Annotated in this window: 15 protein-coding genes and 1 tRNA gene; 13 read left to right on the forward strand and 3 right to left on the reverse strand. The window is 59.5% G+C overall.

All coding sequences use genetic code 11. The annotated features are described in order from the left end of the window. Positions 1-69 precede the first annotated feature (69 nt). The 8 genes from HWQ56_RS00895 (at position 70) to HWQ56_RS00930 (ending at position 7,620) form a co-directional block, all read left to right on the forward strand. A complete protein-coding gene (locus HWQ56_RS00895) occupies positions 70-492 on the forward strand; it encodes an NTF2 fold immunity protein (protein WP_176569573.1) in 423 nt (140 codons plus the stop codon). Between the two features lie 137 nt (positions 493-629). Beyond that, positions 630-1,802, forward strand: coding sequence for an ankyrin repeat domain-containing protein (locus tag HWQ56_RS00900; protein ID WP_176569574.1), 1,173 nt, complete (start codon positions 630-632; stop codon positions 1,800-1,802). A 21-nt stretch (positions 1,803-1,823) separates the two neighbouring features. Continuing rightward, on the forward strand, positions 1,824-2,351 hold the full coding sequence (locus tag HWQ56_RS00905; RefSeq protein ID WP_176569575.1) for a hypothetical protein: 528 nt from the start codon (positions 1,824-1,826) through the stop codon (positions 2,349-2,351). A 61-nt stretch (positions 2,352-2,412) separates the two neighbouring features. After that, the gene (locus tag HWQ56_RS00910; protein WP_176569576.1) at positions 2,413-2,757 is read left to right on the forward strand and encodes a hypothetical protein; all 345 of its coding nucleotides are present in this window, start codon (positions 2,413-2,415) and stop codon (positions 2,755-2,757) included. 577 nt (positions 2,758-3,334) lie between these two features. Beyond that, complete coding sequence (locus HWQ56_RS00915) at positions 3,335-4,534, forward strand: DUF3142 domain-containing protein (protein ID WP_176569577.1); 1,200 nt, start codon at positions 3,335-3,337, stop codon at positions 4,532-4,534. Then, positions 4,521-6,908 (forward strand): hypothetical protein, encoded by a 2,388-nt coding sequence (locus tag HWQ56_RS00920; protein WP_176569578.1) that lies wholly within the window; start codon positions 4,521-4,523, stop codon positions 6,906-6,908. The genes HWQ56_RS00915 and HWQ56_RS00920 overlap by 14 nt, the downstream gene beginning before the upstream one ends. Before the next feature lie 183 nt (positions 6,909-7,091). Further along, positions 7,092-7,337, forward strand: coding sequence for a type II toxin-antitoxin system ParD family antitoxin (locus HWQ56_RS00925; RefSeq protein ID WP_176569579.1), 246 nt, complete (start codon positions 7,092-7,094; stop codon positions 7,335-7,337). Beyond that, positions 7,330-7,620: a type II toxin-antitoxin system RelE/ParE family toxin gene (locus HWQ56_RS00930; protein WP_176569580.1), complete on the forward strand. Its 291-nt coding sequence runs from the start codon at positions 7,330-7,332 to the stop codon at positions 7,618-7,620. Before HWQ56_RS00925 ends, HWQ56_RS00930 begins: the two co-directional genes overlap by 8 nt. 76 nt (positions 7,621-7,696) lie before the next feature. On the opposite strand, the gene HWQ56_RS00935 is transcribed toward HWQ56_RS00930, so the two are convergent. After that, a tRNA-Arg gene (locus HWQ56_RS00935) sits at positions 7,697-7,773 on the reverse strand. A gap of 350 nt (positions 7,774-8,123) precedes the next feature. Between HWQ56_RS00935 and gabD the strand changes: the two genes are divergently transcribed. From gabD to HWQ56_RS00950, 3 genes are all read left to right on the forward strand, one after another. Next, entirely contained in the window at positions 8,124-9,566 is a 1,443-nt protein-coding gene (gene gabD, locus HWQ56_RS00940) for an NADP-dependent succinate-semialdehyde dehydrogenase (protein WP_158154145.1), read from the forward strand. A 180-nt stretch (positions 9,567-9,746) separates the two neighbouring features. Next, positions 9,747-11,027: a 4-aminobutyrate--2-oxoglutarate transaminase gene (gene gabT / locus HWQ56_RS00945; protein WP_158154144.1), complete on the forward strand. Its 1,281-nt coding sequence runs from the start codon at positions 9,747-9,749 to the stop codon at positions 11,025-11,027. A gap of 155 nt (positions 11,028-11,182) precedes the next feature. Beyond that, positions 11,183-12,391, forward strand: coding sequence for an HDOD domain-containing protein (locus HWQ56_RS00950; RefSeq protein ID WP_176569581.1), 1,209 nt, complete (start codon positions 11,183-11,185; stop codon positions 12,389-12,391). Positions 12,392-12,415: 24 nt separating this feature from the next. Here HWQ56_RS00950 and HWQ56_RS00955 read toward each other — a convergent pair whose 3' ends face one another. Beyond that, complete coding sequence (locus HWQ56_RS00955; RefSeq protein WP_425331945.1) at positions 12,416-13,405, reverse strand: GGDEF domain-containing protein; 990 nt, start codon at positions 13,403-13,405, stop codon at positions 12,416-12,418. 150 nt (positions 13,406-13,555) lie between these two features. Next, positions 13,556-14,740 carry a delta-9 fatty acid desaturase DesA gene (gene desA / locus HWQ56_RS00960; protein WP_176569582.1) on the reverse strand — a complete coding sequence of 395 codons (1,185 nt, stop codon included), beginning with the start codon at positions 14,738-14,740 and terminating at the stop codon, positions 13,556-13,558. Positions 14,741-14,888: 148 nt separating this feature from the next. Between desA and dibA the strand changes: the two genes are divergently transcribed. Beyond that, positions 14,889-16,790, forward strand: a complete 1,902-nt coding sequence (gene dibA / locus HWQ56_RS00965; RefSeq protein ID WP_176569583.1) for a phosphodiesterase DibA — start codon at positions 14,889-14,891, stop codon at positions 16,788-16,790. 142 nt (positions 16,791-16,932) lie between these two features. Further along, the gene (gene oscA / locus HWQ56_RS00970) at positions 16,933-17,115 is read left to right on the forward strand and encodes a sulfur starvation response protein OscA (protein ID WP_007941032.1); all 183 of its coding nucleotides are present in this window, start codon (positions 16,933-16,935) and stop codon (positions 17,113-17,115) included. Positions 17,116-17,169: the final 54 nt, after the last annotated feature.

Consider the following 17,169-nt stretch of genomic DNA (forward strand, 5'->3'; position numbering starts at 1 on the left):
TAATTTATTCTATTTCCCAACAGGGGCGTCAGGTGATGTCAGGTATTTTCAATAATTGAAGAGGTACTGATGAGTCATTTAGGTCAAGGGCCAGAAGCAGTCCTTAATCGATTTCTGACACAGATGGCGGAATGGGAAAATTCATTTTATGCATCCCAGATGGAATTGATTGAGGGTGGCCAGCCCACGGCAGTTTGCGATGCCGAATACAAGCACCGTCTAGCATCAATTTTGAGCGCTTGTTCATTGGAGGACACTAAAAGCTGGGCCCGGCTGGATGGAATGGGCTGCACCAGGCCCAGTATGTACGACCCTGATAGAGACCTGCTGGAAGTAGTGGGGCCAGTAGGCAAGTCTTGGGTCGCCACCGTTAAGCAAGCCGGGGGACTACGTGCAGTGTTCCGTTTTGAGCTCGTTGAAACAAGTGGCGGGTGGCGTATCAAGAAAAAGGAAACTTTCAGGGATGACAAATGGCATAAGTCAACCCTTTGATAGCTTGGGTGGCCATATTTTTTATGACGCTAGTCCACGTGTGCGCTAGCGATCTTTGGTGTACAACCACACGCAGGCCGATCAGTCTCGTTATAAAATAAGGGCGTAGGTTTATTGGTGAAGTGCGAAATGTGTAAATGGAATTTAACTTTGGACGCTTTAGCCGAGAAGTTTTATTGATGACAGACCAAATAGGTGTTTTTGAGAAAAATGCTGAATTATTTGGCGATATTTATGATTTCATTTCCAATGACGATGCAAGGCAACTAAGCATACTGGCTAAAGCAAATAGTGGCTTGCTACAAATTCCTATGTTTGGTGACTCCAGTGATGCCGTAAGTCTTCTGCATCATGCTGCAAGCATCGGGGCCTTGGAAGTCTGTAAGTTTCTGGTTGATGAGGGAATGGACGTCAATCTCATCGATGGAGCGTATCGGACACCCCTGGTATATGCGACAGGTAGCGGGAAGCAAGAGGTTGCGTTCTGGCTTATTGAGCGGGGAGCCGACATTAACGGAGATTGTCGAGGTATTACTACACCCCTGATAGAAAGCGCGAGAGTCAATGATACTGAGTTGGCGAGACGCTTGATAGCGCAGGGTGCCGACGTCAATCGACTGCAATGCAAGTTTAATCAAACGGCTCTCGATACGGCAACTGTATACGGTAGCGAGGATACAGCCGAGTTAATATCTCGTGCAGGTGGGATGCGGGCACAGGAGCCTATTGACCTGTCACAGGAGCGCGCCTCAGGGATTTTAGAACACCTATTCCATAACGTCGGCCCCATCCTTTCAAATAGGCTGGCGCTTATTGCTGACGATCAGGCGATTGACTTGCGAACGGCTTTGGTAGGGAAAGGCGGAGAGTTTAAAGTACTATGTACTATTGGGGCGTATGAAATTACCCCGTCCATAGAATTTATGATTTGCCTACCTCATGACTGGCCTTTAAATGACAGTGCAGTCATTTCGCCTTTATCCGTATCATTCCCTGCGCAGTTGTTAAGGATGTTGGCCTTGCGGCGCCTGGGAGGGGAAGCCATTGCAGAAGGGTACGTGGTCGGAAAGCAGGCTACTCTCGAATTGAGCGAAATTTGGCCTGCCGATGTTGATGCTTTTGCTGCGGTGAATTACCAGTTCAAACAGGGAGCGGGTAACCTCAATGCTACCGGCGAAGTAACACTTTTAATGATGGTACCTGTGACTTATTCAAAAACAGGGCGGCCTTCTGCGGTCAAGCTCGACACATGGATCGGCAAGCAGCGAGTGGCCAGCTGGAAGAAAATAGCTCTGCGTCATTCCATGTGATTTGATTTTGATGAGACGCCCATGAGCGTGAGGAAGGAAAATTACAAAGAGGGCGCGATTGCATCGCGCTCTCCCTTGGAGCAAATGATGAACAACGTGGTACCTGATTATAACGCGCCGATTGTCGCGGGGACATCGTTAGGCGGGATTGAGTTGGGAGGTTTTGCCGATGAAGTGCTTGCCTGTTTGCAGGATTCGTGCAGAGTAGAAAATACGGAAAGTGAAGGGCCAGCAGGTGCTTTTACCTTGTATGAACTAGATGGAGGAGTCGTTGGTTTCGGCGTTGACGGTGATGGTGTAATTGTTTCGTTGTGGTGCCGGCAGCCCTATCAAGGACTGTATGACGGTCGTCTTGGTCCAGGTATGAGTGTGTCTGAAATATCGAAGATGTCACGCAGGCAGTTTGAATTTGGTGGGTATCTGGTCCTCGACAGAAATTATCAGGTGTATTTCGGTCTCCCAGCGCTTTTTGATGACTTCGATAGTTTTGACGAGTTGCCTAGAGACTTGGTTTTTGAAGAGCTGTATGTTGGAGATCTAATGTGTTGATGTGGCGATTCGGTGAAATTACCTACTTCCATCAAAGGGCGAAAAAGTGGATGAGTTAAGAATGTTGGAAAGTAAGTTGCGCGATGAGTTTTCCAGTAAAGTAGAGGGTACGTTCATCTATGATCTGCATCAGCTAGGTGTCTTCAACGTTCTCAGGTTCAAAAATCTTTTGGCTGACACCGAAAAATTGGCAAATCATTATCGCTTGGCTGGTAAAAGTGACTCATATTTAGAGGTTGCAAAGGGCGGGCTTTTTGTGTTTCAGCATACGCTGTTTCTAATTTCGTGCCATTTTATGCCTGACGATGTTTATCGGATCCTTAATTATGAAGAAGATCTGTCTTCTGAAGTTGTCTCCGATTTTTATTATGAAATCAGAACGATTTCAGCATTGTTGATGCATTAGATTATTCCTAGCCAAAATGGTATACCGATCAAATTCGTGTTTGGCTTCCGGTCTCGGCGGATAGGTTGACATGAGCGTAGTCCTAAGCAGCTACGGTCTCCGTGTGATAGTGGTAAGCTTTGATAATCGAAGATTGGATGCTGCTTTGTCGCTAGACCTAAAGGTGTCATATTTAAATATTTTTCTTTATCAATTGGCGGCGCGGTCTATTCGGGGGGACGCGGCACATGGCTCATGTGGCTATTTTAGCAAATAGATAGGAGGTGCTTTGAAATGGGCGCTTATGTCCTTGGACTCAAATCCTTTTGTCAATGTTCAGCAGAAAGGGGAGGCGATAACTTTTGTTTCTTCGTCCGGCGCTGTGTGGTTGGTCAAAGACGTCTGGAAATCTAAAAAATTTTGAAATGGATCTTATTTTTAAGACTTTGTAGTGGTGTCAATGCGCCGAAGCTATGCCGGCAGCTTCGCTGCAGCGAAAGTCTCCGGTGTGTATTAGGACCAGCGCAGCCTGGCGGCAGCGGCTACCAGACTGCGTTAGACTCTACGGCCCGCGACACGGATTTCGCCTTTTGTCATCATGTTAAGACTTGTCCCCCAATTGGCGCTGATAGCGCTGCTGACTGTCGTCCAAGCCTGCTCCCGTCCCCCGGTCGTCCTGCCCAACGACGCCTACATCTGGCAACGCCAGTGGACCCCAGCACTGGTGTCCGCCGTGCAGTCCAACGCCGACATCATCACCCACTGGCGCGTCCTGGCCGCCCAGGCCGATGCCAACGGCCAATGGCAGATCACGGCGCCTGACTGGGCTGTACTCACGGGCGCCGGAAGGCCGGTAATTGCTGTCGTCCGTATTGACGGCCAACTTGCGCACTTCGATGAAAAGCTCCTGTCGCAACAGGTAGCTTCGGTCATGCAAACCTGGCGAGCCAGCGGCATCCCCCTGGCCGGCATCGAAATCGACCACGACTGCGCCACCGCCAGGTTACCCGCGTATGCCCATTGGCTGGCCACCCTGCGCACCACCCTTCACGGCAACGAACGGCTTTCGATCACCGCATTGCCCACCTGGCTCAACAGCGCTGCGCTAGACAGCCTCCTGGGCCAGGTCGACGAAGCTGTGCTGCAAGTTCACGCCGTACAGAACCCCCGGGTAGGGCTGTTCGACCCCAAGGCCGCCTGTACCTGGCTCGACGCCTTCGCCGCCCATATGCACAACCCCTGGCGCGTCGCGCTGCCTGCCTACGGCAGCCGCGTGGCCTGGGACCGTGACGCTCGCGTGGTCAGCATCGAAAGCGAGCGCTCGATGCTGGTCACCGGCATGGAGGCCCACGAGCTGATGGCCGACCCACAAAACCTCCAGGACTTCACCCGCCAGCTGTCAGCCGATCCGCCCAAAGGGTTGGCGGGCATTGTCTGGTTTCGCCTGCCCACCGAGCAGGACACCCGCGCCTGGAGCCCGTCGACGTGGCGCGCGGTATTGACGAATTCGCCCATCGATCCGGTCATCTCCGCGCAATTGCGCGGCACCGGGGACGTGCAACTGTTCGACCTGGTACTGACCAATACCGGCGTGGGTGATGGCTTGCCTCCCACCACAGTAAAGGTGTCCGGGCGCTGCGCGGCGGCAGACGGTATCAATGGTTATTTCATGGAGCGCACGGCCGATGGCTTGTTGTTCCAGGCGCGCGAACCCGGGCTGCTTCGGCCCGGCAGGCAGCGCCCCATCGGTTGGCTTCGTTGTGAACAAGGAAAGGAATCGCTGCATGTGGAATCGTAAAAAACTGGCGACGGTCATCGCCGTCGCCCTGTCGACCGGCACCGTGGCGGTGATGGCCTGCGGGCCGTTCTTTCCGCTGCAGATGCTGGATGATCGTGCGCAGGCGTTGGCATCGCCCCCGGGCAATTCGTTCGCCTTCGAGGCAACGCATTGGATTACACCTGCGGACGCGCTTAAGGCCAATGAGCGCGACAACAACCCTTATGGCGAACCCGTTACCCCCGACAAGCCTGATCAGGCTTCGCTGCCCGCGGCCCAATGGACTGCCCTGCAAGCGATGCGCCAGGCCGACAGCGACGGCGCGGCATATGCCTTGGGTGGCACGCTGCCGCCTGCCTTGCGGCTGTACACCACCGGCGCGGTGGATCTGAAGGCCGCGCAACGCTGCGCGGCAGAGGCGCAAGGGTGCGTGGATGAATGGCAGGCCCTGGCAGCCCAGCGTTTCCAGGCGGTGCTGGACCTGCCTGCCGAACAGGGCGCAGTACGTTCGGTGTGGGCGGCGTACGCATTGGGCCGGTTGCATGCCGAGCGTGGCGAGCAAAGTGCCGCAGCGCAGGCCTTCAAGCAGGCCCGCACCCTGGCACTGGCCGGGGCTTCCGACCCTTGGGGCCTGGCCGTCAGCAGCTACGGCGAAGAAGCCCGCCTGTACCTGGTAAACGCCCAGCAACGCTGCGACTACACCGACTTCACCAATGGCACTGAATGCCCCAACGGCATCACCCCTGCCAACCTGCAGCGGGCCATCGCACTGTATGCCGAGCAGGCAGCGCGAGGCTCCGATATCGGCCTGCAGTCGTTGCGAATCCTCGCCGAGTGGTTGCTCAGCGATGGCGACACCGCGGCGTCGGTGATCGATGACCCGCTGAGCCAACGGCTGCTGGTGGCGTATGCCATCGGGCGAGCAGGTGATGTGCTGGGTGAAAACGCCGACACCCCCGCCGACTACACCAGCAATGCGGTGCTGAAGACCCTGGTCGAGGCGATCCGCAAAAAAGATCTACAGCAAGTGCAAGGCGCCGACCGCCTGGCCGCACTGGCCTACCGCGTGGGTGATTACAGCATGGCCCAGGCCCTGGTCGACAAACAGTCCAGCGCCCTGGCCGGTTGGGTACGGGCCAAGCTGGCCCTGCGCCAGGGCAATACACCCGCCGCCGCGCAGGCCTACGCGCAGGCGTCCCAGTCGTTCCCCACGCTGGATAACAGCGTCGAGCCGGTGGTGGGCGCGCAGATCAAGGGCGAGCAGGGCGTGCTGACGCTGTCGCGTGGCGATTACGTGCAGGCGCTGGATCAGTTCTACATGGCGGCGCAGATTGCAGCCGGGGGCAGCCAATACAGTGGCGGTGATTACTACGGTGACATGGCCTACGTGGCCGAGCGCGTGCTGACCGTCGATGAACTCAAGGCTTACGTCGACCAGCATGTGTCCGCCTCCGCTGCACCGGTCACGCCGGCCGGGTTCAAGGACTTCAGCCAGCAGGAGTTTTCCACCTGGAGCACGCAGAACGCTTACCCGCATTTCACCCAAGGCGACCGCTTGCGTTCGCTGCTGGCCCGGCGCTTGGTGCGAGAGGGTCGTGTACAGCAGGCGCTGCCTTACTTCCCCGAGGACAGCGATCCGCGCAATGTAGACACCGTCTACGATCAGAACGCGGAAAAATCCTACCTCGCCACCACCACCGCCCGCCGTTGGGCCAAGGCCTATGGCGATGCCCTGGAAGACGCCGAGCACGCCTGGCGCGACACTACCCGCGCCCGCGCCTGGTATGCGGCCGCCACGCTGGCGCGGCAGCACGGCATGGAAATCATGGGCTACGAACAGGCACCGGACTTCGCTGAATTCGGCGGCGCATACACCTATGGCGCCGGCCGCTACAGCTATCCTCGCAACGGCGCCGACGGCAAGCCGTTGCCACGCGATACCGCGGAGCAGCGCGCCGTCTCCGACTTGCCAGGCCCGCTGGTCAGCGACGGTGAGCGTCAGCGCTATGCCGCCACTGAGCCGCAGCCACAGCGTTTCCACTATCGCTACGTGGCCGTGGAGCATGCCCTGAAAGCGGCGGACAACGTGCCTGCACGCTCCCAGGCCTTTGCGGCAGTGCTGTGCCAGGCCACGCACTTTGTGCAGAACGATCAGGAGCGGGCGGAGAAGGTGTACCTGCGCTACGTGAAAGAGGGCGCCGCCGTGGCCTTTGCTGAAGACTTCGGCCATCAGTGCGTGGAGCCGGACTTCGATGCGGCGGCGCGCTTCCCGTACGTGCATGCCTGGCGTGATGCACGGTCGTGGCTGCGGCAGTATCGCTACGCCATGATCGCCTTGCTGGTGCTCGGTTGTGCAGGGCTGGTTGCCTGGCGAGTTCGGCGCAAGAAGGCCTGATATGCCGCTGGTGATCAATCTCGTGTGCCACGGCTGGCTCGAGCAGTGCTTCGCTGAAGATCTCCCAGAGCCCACACTGGCCGGCGCAGCCTGGCGGCAGCAACTGCAAGGGGTGGCGCTTTCGGGGTTGCACCAATAGTATGATAATATGTGTTGGCAGTTCAGTCCTCCGAGGTGAAAATCATGGCCACCGTACGCAAAACCATCACCCTGACAGACGCGCAAGACAGTTGGATAAAAGCTCAGATTGATTCGGGGTTGTATACCAACGACAGTGAATGCATTCGCGACCTGATTCGTCGAGAACAAGAGCATCGCCACAGTCTCGAAGCCATCCGCGCCGCTTTGATTGCCGGCGAGAATAGCGGTGAGCCACGTCCTTTTGATGTCGAAGCGTTCAAGCAGGGAATGATGAGCAGGCATGCCTGAATATCGCCTTACGCCAGCGGCTATTTCCGACCTCGAGGATATTTGGCGCTACACCGCGCAAAGGTGGAGCGCAGAGCAGGCAAATACGTACGTAGATCTCCTGGCCCGTGCATTTGGTGATGTGGCAGCCTGCCCATCAATGGCCAGAGTGTGCGATGAGATCAGGGAAGGCTACCGTCGTATCAATGTCGAGCACCATACGATCTACCTCAAGGTACAGAACTACGGTGTTGCCATTGTGCGTATCCTGCACAAAGCAATGGATGCCCCCCGTCACCTCTGATCCGTAGCGACTGCGGCAGGCAGCGGCTAAAAAGCAAAAAGCCCCGAGGCGCAAACCTCGGGGCTTTTCGTTTATATGGCGCACTTGGCGGGATTCGAACCCACGACCCCTGCCTTCGGAGGGCAGTACTCTATCCAGCTGAGCTACAAGTGCAACGCGGGCGCCATCATACCCATCTAGGCGGTGGTCGTCTATTGCGGTGATGTGTGGACGATTCCGCACAGTTTGCGGTCCAACCGCTACGCCAGTCAGAAAACCCTGCCGCTGGGGGTAATTTTGTTCTTTTTTCCGAACAGCCTATTGTCCTTTACCCCCATTGCTCCTAGGATTCGTTTGAGATTTCAAACGCTCCTCAGTCCGGTGCTGCGCTCGCACGGGTAATATCCTGTGCGCATTTGGTGTTTTGCCCGGCGTATGATTTCCTGACGGCAGTTCCACAGGGAACGCCTTTCCAATAATCAACAATCGCCCCGTGTGCGCACGGTGCTGTTAAGGAAGCCGACATGCAGCTTAAAGACGCTCAGTTGTTCCGCCAGAAAGCCTACCTCAACGGTGTATGGGCTGACGCGGACAACGGCCAGACCATCAAGGTCACCAACCCGGCCACGGGTGAAACCCTGGGTACCGTGCCAAAGATGGGCGCCGCTGAAACCCGCCGTGCCATCGAAGCCGCCGACAAGGCCCTGCCGGCCTGGCGCGCCCTGACCGCCAAAGAGCGTTCGGGCAAGCTGCGCCGCTGGTTCGAGCTGATGATCGAGAACCAGGACGACCTCGCTCGCCTGATGACCCTGGAGCAGGGCAAGCCATTGGCCGAAGCCAAGGGCGAAATCGCCTACGCGGCTTCCTTCATCGAATGGTTCGCTGAAGAAGCCAAGCGCGTGTACGGCGACACCATCCCGGGCCACCAGCCGGACAAGCGCCTGATCGTGATCAAGCAGCCAATCGGCGTGACCGCGGCCATTACCCCGTGGAACTTTCCGGCGGCGATGATCACCCGTAAAGCCGGCCCGGCCCTGGCCGCTGGCTGCACCATGGTGCTCAAGCCTGCTTCGCAGACCCCGTATTCCGCCCTGGCCCTGGCCGAACTGGCCGAGCGCGCCGGCATCCCGCAAGGCGTTTTCAGCGTGGTTACCGGTAGCGCCGGCGACATCGGCAGCGAGCTGACCGGCAACCCGATCGTGCGCAAACTGTCCTTCACGGGTTCCACCGAGATCGGCCGTCAGCTGATGTCCGAATGCGCCAAGGACATCAAGAAAGTGTCCCTGGAGCTGGGTGGCAACGCCCCCTTCATCGTGTTCGATGACGCTGACCTGGACAAGGCTGTCGAAGGCGCGATCATCTCCAAGTACCGCAACAACGGCCAGACTTGCGTCTGCGCCAACCGCATCTACGTGCAGGACGGCGTCTACGACGCGTTCGCCGAGAAACTGAAAGCCGCGGTGAACAAGCTGAAGATCGGCAACGGTCTGGAAGAAGGCACCACTACCGGCCCGCTGATCGACGAAAAAGCCGTGGCCAAGGTCAAGGAACACATCGCCGATGCCCTGAGCAAAGGCGCTACCGTGCTGACCGGCGGCAACGCCATGGAAGGCAACTTCTTCGAGCCGACCGTGCTGGTCAACGTGCCGAAGAACGCTGCCGTGGCCAAGGAAGAAACCTTCGGCCCACTGGCACCGCTGTTCCGCTTCACCGATGAAGCCGAAGTGATCGCCATGTCCAACGACACCGAGTTCGGGCTGGCGTCGTACTTCTACGCCCGCGACCTGAGCCGCGTGTTCCGCGTGGCTGAAGCGCTGGAGTACGGCATGGTGGGTATCAACACCGGCCTGATCTCCAACGAAGTGGCGCCGTTCGGTGGCATCAAGGCGTCGGGCCTGGGCCGTGAAGGCTCCAAGTACGGCATCGAAGACTACCTGGAAATCAAATACCTCTGCCTGTCCATCTGACCGGGCCGCGGTATTGCAACCGCCGCAGCGCGAGAGCGACGTTGCGGCGGTCTTTTGTAGCACCAAAACCCTTTCGGTAGCCGGGAGGCCGTGGCAGTCGATCATCGTATGCTGCCACCGTTGACCCCTGCTGCTTTGTCCTTGAACCACGCCGCCCGATGAGCGGCGAATGAGGAAAACATGAGCAAGACTAACGAATCCTTGATGCAACGCCGCCAGGCAGCCGTCCCACGTGGCGTTGGTCAAATTCACCCGATCTTCGCCGATTCGGCGAAGAACGCTACCGTTACCGACGTTGAAGGTCGCGAGTTCATCGACTTCGCAGGCGGTATCGCGGTACTGAACACCGGCCACGTGCACCCGAAGGTCATCGCCGCCGTCGAAGCTCAATTGCACAAGCTGACTCACACCTGCTTCCAGGTGCTGGCCTACGAGCCGTACGTTGAAGTGTGCGAGAAAATCAACGCACGTGTACCAGGCGACTTCGACAAGAAAACCCTGCTGGTCACCACCGGTTCCGAAGCCGTTGAAAACGCCGTGAAGATCGCCCGTGCCGCCACTGGCCGCGCTGGCGTCATCGCCTTCACCGGTGCCTACCACGGCCGTACCATGATGACCCTGGGCCTGACCGGCAAGGTCGTTCCGTACTCGGCCGGCATGGGCCTGATGCCAGGTGGCGTGTTCCGCGCCCTGTACCCGAACGAACTGCACGGCGTGAGCGTCGACGATTCCATCGCCAGCATCGAGCGCGTGTTCAAGAACGATGCCGAGCCGCGTGACATCGCTGCCATCATCATCGAGCCGGTTCAGGGTGAAGGCGGTTTCTACGTCGCGCCAAAAGAATTCATGAAGCGCCTGCGCGCCCTGTGCGACCAGCACGGCATCCTGCTGATCGCTGACGAAGTGCAGACGGGCGCCGGCCGTACCGGTACCTTCTTCGCCATGGAACAGATGGGCGTTGCCCCTGACCTGACCACCTTCGCCAAATCCATCGCTGGCGGTTTCCCGCTGGCCGGTGTGTGCGGCAAGGCCGAGTACATGGATGCCATCGCTCCAGGTGGCCTGGGCGGCACCTACGCCGGTAGCCCGATCGCCTGCGCCGCGGCCCTGGCCGTGATGGAAGTGTTCGAGGAAGAGCACCTGCTGGACCGCAGCAAGGCCGTGGGCGAGCGCCTGGTGGCTGGCCTGCGCGAGATCCAGGCCAAGCACCCGATCATCGGTGACGTGCGTGCCCTGGGCGCCATGATCGCGGTTGAAGTGTTCGAAGGCGCCGACAACCACAAGCCGAACGCCGCTGCCGTGGCTTCGGTGGTTGCCAAGGCGCGCGACAAGGGCCTGATCCTGCTGTCGTGCGGTACCTACGGCAACGTGCTGCGCATCCTGGTTCCGCTGACCTCGCCGGACGAGCAGCTGGACAAGGGCCTGGCCATCATCGAAGAGTGCTTCGCCGAACTGGCGTAAGCTTCTTTGGTTGAACGAAAAAACCCGCCTCGGCGGGTTTTTTTGTGCAGCGCGGCAATGGTGGAATGTGACGCAGGGCATATTTTTTTGCCTGAATCCAAGCGCCGCGCATAATGTCTGGATAACCTGTAGGCAATGCCTTCGGAGTAACAGCCATGAGTGCGCAGGATAGCCCGGCAGTACCCCGGGTATTGATTGCCGAAGCCGACCCCTGGACCCGGGACCTGCTGACGCAAATGTTGTTGAGTGTGCGCTGCGATGCACACCTCGACGTCTGTACCGACGGCCAGGATGCCCTGCAATTGCTGCAGCGCCAGCCGGACCTGGTGATCGCCGCCCGCGAATTGCCCGGCGTCGATGGCCTGGACCTGTTGCGCAATGTGCGGCACAAGAGCCAGCGCAGGGCCATCCCCTTCATTCTGATCAGCGAACGCAGTGACGTCGCCAGCGTGCGCGAAGCCGTGCCGCTGAGCCCCACGGCCTACCTCACCAAACCACTGAACCTCGATTCGCTCAAGGCGCGCCTCAATGGCTTGCTGCTGGAAGTGGGGCAGCAGGTGTTCTGCGAAATTCCGGCGCTGACCGCTGGCGTGCAGCTGGAAACCTTTCTTGAAGAGCGTCGCCAGTATTCCGATGGCGGCCCGCTGATGGCTGATGTGCAGGTGGCGGTCAAGCGTGCCTTGAACGCGCAAGGCCTGAATTTGCGCCAATTGGAAGAAGAGATTCGGACCGACCCACAGATCACCGCCGTACTGATCGCGGCGGCCAACAGCGCCGCCCATCACCGCGATGCCCCGGCGCAGACGCTGCTTCAGGCGCTCCAGAAGCTGGGGGCCACGCAGAGCATGAACTTGATTCTGGGGTTGGCGCTCAAGCGCAGCGCGCGGTTGTCAGACCCGGAACTGGCGCAATACGCCGAACGTTTCTGGGCAGACTCGCTGCATGCCGCCGAGTATGCCCGCACCCTGGCGCGCAACCTGGATGTGGACCAGGAGCGTTGCTATTGCGCAGGCCTGCTGCACTGCCTGGGCGACCTGGCGCTGTTGCGCGCGCTGCAGGAATGGCGGCTGGGCGGTGGCGTGCTTGCTCCGGGGCAGGTGGATAAGGCGTTGATGGACTTCGGCGCCGCGTTCGGCTCGGCCTTGCGCACCCGTTGGCGTTTGCCACTGGAGCTGCGGGAGCTGATTGCAGCCATCTATCACTTGGGGGGCGGGGTCTACAGCCGCGATACCCTGGCCATGAACCTGGCCGGGCAATTGGCGCGGCTGCCGGCAGGAGCGAGCCTGGAGCCTATCGCCAATGGCAAGACGGCGCGGCTGTTGAAAATGGATTTGGCAGCGCTGACGCGCCTGCGACGCAGTTGAGTCGCTGGCGTCTGGTTTAGAGCTTCAACCCAGCACGATCTGGTTCTTGCCCTGCCGCTTGGCCTGGTACATGGCCACGTCGGCCCGGGCAAAGAGGGTGTCGAGAATACCGTCTTCATCCGTGCGCCCCGTCAGCCCCTGGCTCACGGTCACACCATAAACCTGGCCTTCATGGTTGAAGCTCAGGCGCTGAATCTCACGCTGCAAGCGTTCGGCGATCTGCTGGGCAACCTCCGGCGAACAACCGGGAAACACCGCGGCGAACTCCTCGCCGCCGATACGCCCGAACAGGTCGCCGCGCCGCAGCACCGCGCGGCCCGTCTCGGCGATGCGCTGCAGTACCTGGTCACCTTCCTGGTGCCCGTAGGTGTCGTTGATCACCTTGAAGTCATCAATGTCCAGCAGCAGAAACGAGATGTCCCGGCCTTCCAGGCGGGCCTGCTCGAACTCGCGGTGGGCGCATTCGAAAAAGTGCCGACGATTACTGCTCTGGGTCAGTACATCCGTGGTCGCCAGGCGCTGCAGCTCGCCTTCCAGATGCTTCTTTTCGGTAATGTCCTCGGCGATGCCCACCACGATCACCCGTTGATCCGGGCTGCTCTGCTGGCTGATGAAGCATTTGTCGCTGAGCCAACGGATCTGCCCGTCGGCGCTGATGATGCGGTACTCGCGATCTTCCACCGCGCCCTTTTCCAGCACTTCGGCCAGGGTGCGCTCGGCGTAGTCAAGGTCGTCGGGGTAAATGCTGTCGCGCCATTCGTTGTAGTCAGCCAGCAGCAGCCCGGCCGAACGTCCGAAGATGCGCTCGTAGGCGGGGCTGACATAGATCATGCGCTGGGCTTCCCAGTCGAACGCCCACAGCACCGCGTTGACGCTGACCAGCAGGGAACTGAACAGCTGTTCGCGCTCACTCAACCGCGCCACTTCACCCTGGGCATGCATCAACGCCAGCAGCGTCTCGGCCGCCGCTGGCATGTGGGCAAAAGGTGGCGATTGCGGTTGCTTGTTGACCATCATTACGAATTCTCGAATGTCACGTTAGGCCGGGCCTGAGCAACCGGGTGCGTGAGGCTCGCCCGCGTTGGCGATCCATTCGTGAGATTAATATTTTGTAATGAAGTTCCAGTCGGCACGCCCTTCGCAGGGGCGTGCCGATGGACGGCATCAAGCCAGGGCGGGGCGCAGCGAGTAGGTCTTGAGTTGGGCGGCGAAGTCACGCAGCGACTGAATGCCACTGGCCTCGGCCTCGTGAATCCAGTCCTTCATGGCCGCCAGCATGTCATGGCCGTTGGAGCTGGTACGGGCCCAGATCTGTTGCAGGGCCAGGCGCTTTTCGTATATCACTTTCAACGCCTGGCTGTGTTCCAGCATGGTCTGGATACGCACATGATGGCGCTCGTCCAGCAGGCTGGTCTCGCGCGACAGCAGCCGCTTGGCGCGGCGGAACTGGTGGCGCACCGACGCGTCGACCCGCGCCAGTTCCTGGGTCACGAGGGGGGCGATCACCAGCTTGCGGTACTGGGCCATGATCTGGAAGCGGTTGTTGAGGATGGCCATGGCGGTGTCCATGTCCAGGTGGCCCTTGCCTTCAACCCGGTGGGCAATGGGGGCTACGCGCTGCACCTTCGCCAGGCGCATGAACGAGAGGATGCGAATCCACATCCAGCCCATGTCGAACTCCCACTTGCGCACCGACAGCTTCGCCGAATTGGGGTAGGTGTGGTGATTGTTGTGCAGTTCTTCACCGCCAATGATGATGCCCCAGGGCACCAGGTTGGTGGCCGCGTCGCGGCATTCGAAGTTGCGGTAGCCCACGGCATGGCCCAGGCCATTGACCACGCCCGCGGCCCAGAAGGGGATCCACATCATCTGGATGGCCCACACGGTCAGGCCGATGGCGCCGAAGCAGGCCAGGTCGATGGCCAGCATCAGGAATACGCCGGCCAGGCGGTAGCGCGAGTACAGGTTGCGCTCGATCCAGTCTTCGGGGCAGTTCTTGCCGTAGATGCGCAATGTTTCCGCATTCTGCGCTTCGGCGCGGTACAGCTCGGCACCGCGGCTCAGAACGGTGCCCAGGCCCTTGACCACCGGGCTGTGGGGGTCGTCGGCGGTCTCGCATTTGGCGTGGTGCTTGCGGTGGATGGCTGTCCACTCACGGGTGTTCTGCGCCGTGGTTAGCCACAGCCAGAAGCGGAAGAAGTGCTTGAGCCCGGCGTTCAGTTCCAGCGAGCGGTGGGAGGAATAGCGGTGGAGGTAGATGGTGACGCTGACGATCGTCACGTGGGTCATCAACAGGGTGACCGCCACCAGTTGCCAGGCTGACAGGTCAAGAAAACCGTTGTACCACATAGGCTGCAGGGCCCTCGTTAAATAAAAAGTAACAGCAGAGAGCATTATCGGCATGCTGGCCGATAAAACCAGTGCGGGTTTTAGATAAGAGTCGCTGAATGTTTCTGCTTTATAATCCTCACCTTTTCGAGTGGGCTTGTTCGAACATATGCCTGGTTCCTCTCGCGGCGCCTTGCGGGCCGCCTTGCTTTACCTGTTGGCTTCGCTGGTCTGGCTGGTGCCGGTTGGTCAAATATTGAGCAGCCTTTTCGATGATTCGGCTCAGGCGCTGCGTTGGCAGCTGATCAACGGTTATGCGTGGGTGCTGGCGACCGCGGTACTCATCTTCCTGGCCCGGGCCCGGCTGCTGCGCTGTTTCGGCCTGGGTGACCAGGGGCGCATAGAGCGCGAGCGCCTGCGCATGGCGGCGGCCGTGTTCGATAGCACCCTGGAAGGCGTGCTGGTGACCAACCGCCTGGGCAACATCGTGCACGTCAACCGTGCATTCATGGACATCACCGGTTACCACGAGGACGAAGTCCTGGGCCACAACCCCAGCAAGTTCAAGTCGGGGCGCCATGACGTGGCGTTCTACCGGCAGATCTTCCATACCCTCGACCACGAAGGGCGCTGGAGCGGCGAGATCTGGAACCGGCGCAAAAGCGGCGAGATCTACCCGCAGTGGCAGACGATCCGCGCCATTCACAACGACGCCGGCCACGTCAGCCACTATGTGGCAGTGTTTTCGGACATCAGCGCGCTCAAACGCTCCGAGCGTGAGCGAGCGCACCTGATCCAGCACGACCCGCTCACCGAGCTGCCCAACCGCCTGCTCTTCCACGACCGCGCCGAGCAGGCCCTGGCTGCGGCGCAGGCCAACAAGCGCGGCTGTGCCCTGTTGCTGCTGGACCTGGATCATTTCCAGAGCATCAATGACAGCCTCGGCCATGCGGTGGGCGACCAGCTGATCAAGGCGGTGGTGACCCGCCTGCAAAGCCTGATGAAAAGCGGCATGACCCTGGCGCGCATGGGGGGCGACGAATTTGCCGTGCTGCTGGAGGACACGCCCCAGGTGGCGGACGCGGCGACGCTGGCCCAGGCGATCATCGACACCCTCAAGCAACCCTTCCTGGTAGACGGCCACACCCTGTTCATCAGTGCCAGCATTGGCATCAGCGTATTTCCAAGCGATGCCATCGGTGCTGAACAGCTGCTGCGCAATGCCGACTCCGCGCTGTTCAAGGCCAAGGGCAACGGCCGCGGTGGTTATGCTCTGTACACCGAAGAGCTCACCGCCCACGCCCAGCAACGAGTGGAAATGACCGCCGAGTTGCGCAGGGCCCTGGCCCAGGAAGAACTGCGGGTTTATTACCAGCCGGTACACGACCTGGCCAGCCGTGAGTTGGTCGGGGTGGAAGCACTGGTGCGCTGGATGCATCCCGAACGCGGACTGGTGCCGCCCGGCGATTTCATCCCGGTGGCCGAACGCAGTGGCCTGATCGCCGAAATCGATGCCTGGGTGATGACCCGCGCTTGCCAGCAGATGTGTGCGTGGCAGGCCGAGGGCCATCAGCTGGATTTCATCGCGGTGAACGTCTCCAGCCGCCTGTTCGGCCACCAGGACCTGTACCGGCAAGTGGCGCGGATTCTTGCCGACACCGGCCTGAACCCGGCGCGCCTGGAACTGGAAGTGACCGAGAGTGCGGTGATGGAGGATCCCGAATCAGCGTTGGAGCAGATGCACCGCTTGCGTGAACTGGGCCTGCGCCTGTCCATCGATGATTTCGGTACCGGTTACTCCTCGTTGCTGCGCTTGAAGCGGTTACCGGTGCAAAAGCTCAAGATCGACCAGGGCTTCGTGGCTGGCCTGCCTCTGGATGAAGACGATGCTGCCATCGTTCGGGTCATTATCGCCCTGGCCCGCAGCATGGGCATGCAGGTTCATGCCGAGGGCATCGAACAGCCTGAACAGGCGCAGTTCCTGATGAGCCACCAGTGTGAATTGGGCCAGGGCTACTGGTTCGGTCGCCCCATGCCTGCTGCCGAGCTGACCTGGCCACAGCCCCGGTAGTAACGGGCTCCTGGAAAAACGGTGTGAGCCTGGGCTGAGTATTCTTCTGGTTATATGGGCATTCTTAAATAGTATTTTTAAGTATAACCCGGCCTATCTACTATGGCGCTCAAGACACCTCTCACATCCAAGGAGCATGATCATGAGCGCATCTCTGCGTAGCGTCGACGGGCAGGACGAAGCAACCATTCTGCGCGAAATCCAGAGCGCGCTACGTGACCTGCGCTTTGGCGCGGTGGAAATCACCGTGCACAACGCCCAAGTGGTGCAGATCGAGCGCAAGGAAAAGTTTCGCCTGCAGAACCCGGGCAACAAGCCCAGCTGAGCCAACGCGCCAGCCATAAGAAAAGCCAACAGAAAAACTACAAAGTCATCCAGG

Origin of the sequence: Pseudomonas eucalypticola (assembly GCF_013374995.1) — a bacterium.
GTDB lineage: Bacteria > Pseudomonadota > Gammaproteobacteria > Pseudomonadales > Pseudomonadaceae > Aquipseudomonas > Aquipseudomonas eucalypticola.

Coding starts and splice junctions, on each gene's coding strand:
- HWQ56_RS00920 (WP_176569578.1), top strand. CDS start 4,521: ATGTGGAATCGTAAAAAACTGGCGACGGTCATCGCCGTCGCCCTGTCG.
- HWQ56_RS00895 (WP_176569573.1), top strand. CDS start 70: ATGAGTCATTTAGGTCAAGGGCCAGAAGCAGTCCTTAATCGATTTCTG.
- HWQ56_RS00915 (WP_176569577.1), top strand. CDS start 3,335: ATGTTAAGACTTGTCCCCCAATTGGCGCTGATAGCGCTGCTGACTGTC.
- desA (WP_176569582.1), bottom strand. CDS start 14,740: ATGTGGTACAACGGTTTTCTTGACCTGTCAGCCTGGCAACTGGTGGCG.
- HWQ56_RS00925 (WP_176569579.1), top strand. CDS start 7,092: ATGGCCACCGTACGCAAAACCATCACCCTGACAGACGCGCAAGACAGT.
- gabT (WP_158154144.1), top strand. CDS start 9,747: ATGAGCAAGACTAACGAATCCTTGATGCAACGCCGCCAGGCAGCCGTC.
- HWQ56_RS00900 (WP_176569574.1), top strand. CDS start 630: ATGGAATTTAACTTTGGACGCTTTAGCCGAGAAGTTTTATTGATGACA.
- HWQ56_RS00930 (WP_176569580.1), top strand. CDS start 7,330: ATGCCTGAATATCGCCTTACGCCAGCGGCTATTTCCGACCTCGAGGAT.
- HWQ56_RS00950 (WP_176569581.1), top strand. CDS start 11,183: ATGAGTGCGCAGGATAGCCCGGCAGTACCCCGGGTATTGATTGCCGAA.
- gabD (WP_158154145.1), top strand. CDS start 8,124: ATGCAGCTTAAAGACGCTCAGTTGTTCCGCCAGAAAGCCTACCTCAAC.
- HWQ56_RS00955 (WP_425331945.1), bottom strand. CDS start 13,405: ATGGTCAACAAGCAACCGCAATCGCCACCTTTTGCCCACATGCCAGCG.
- HWQ56_RS00910 (WP_176569576.1), top strand. CDS start 2,413: ATGTTGGAAAGTAAGTTGCGCGATGAGTTTTCCAGTAAAGTAGAGGGT.
- dibA (WP_176569583.1), top strand. CDS start 14,889: ATGCCTGGTTCCTCTCGCGGCGCCTTGCGGGCCGCCTTGCTTTACCTG.
- oscA (WP_007941032.1), top strand. CDS start 16,933: ATGAGCGCATCTCTGCGTAGCGTCGACGGGCAGGACGAAGCAACCATT.
- HWQ56_RS00905 (WP_176569575.1), top strand. CDS start 1,824: ATGAGCGTGAGGAAGGAAAATTACAAAGAGGGCGCGATTGCATCGCGC.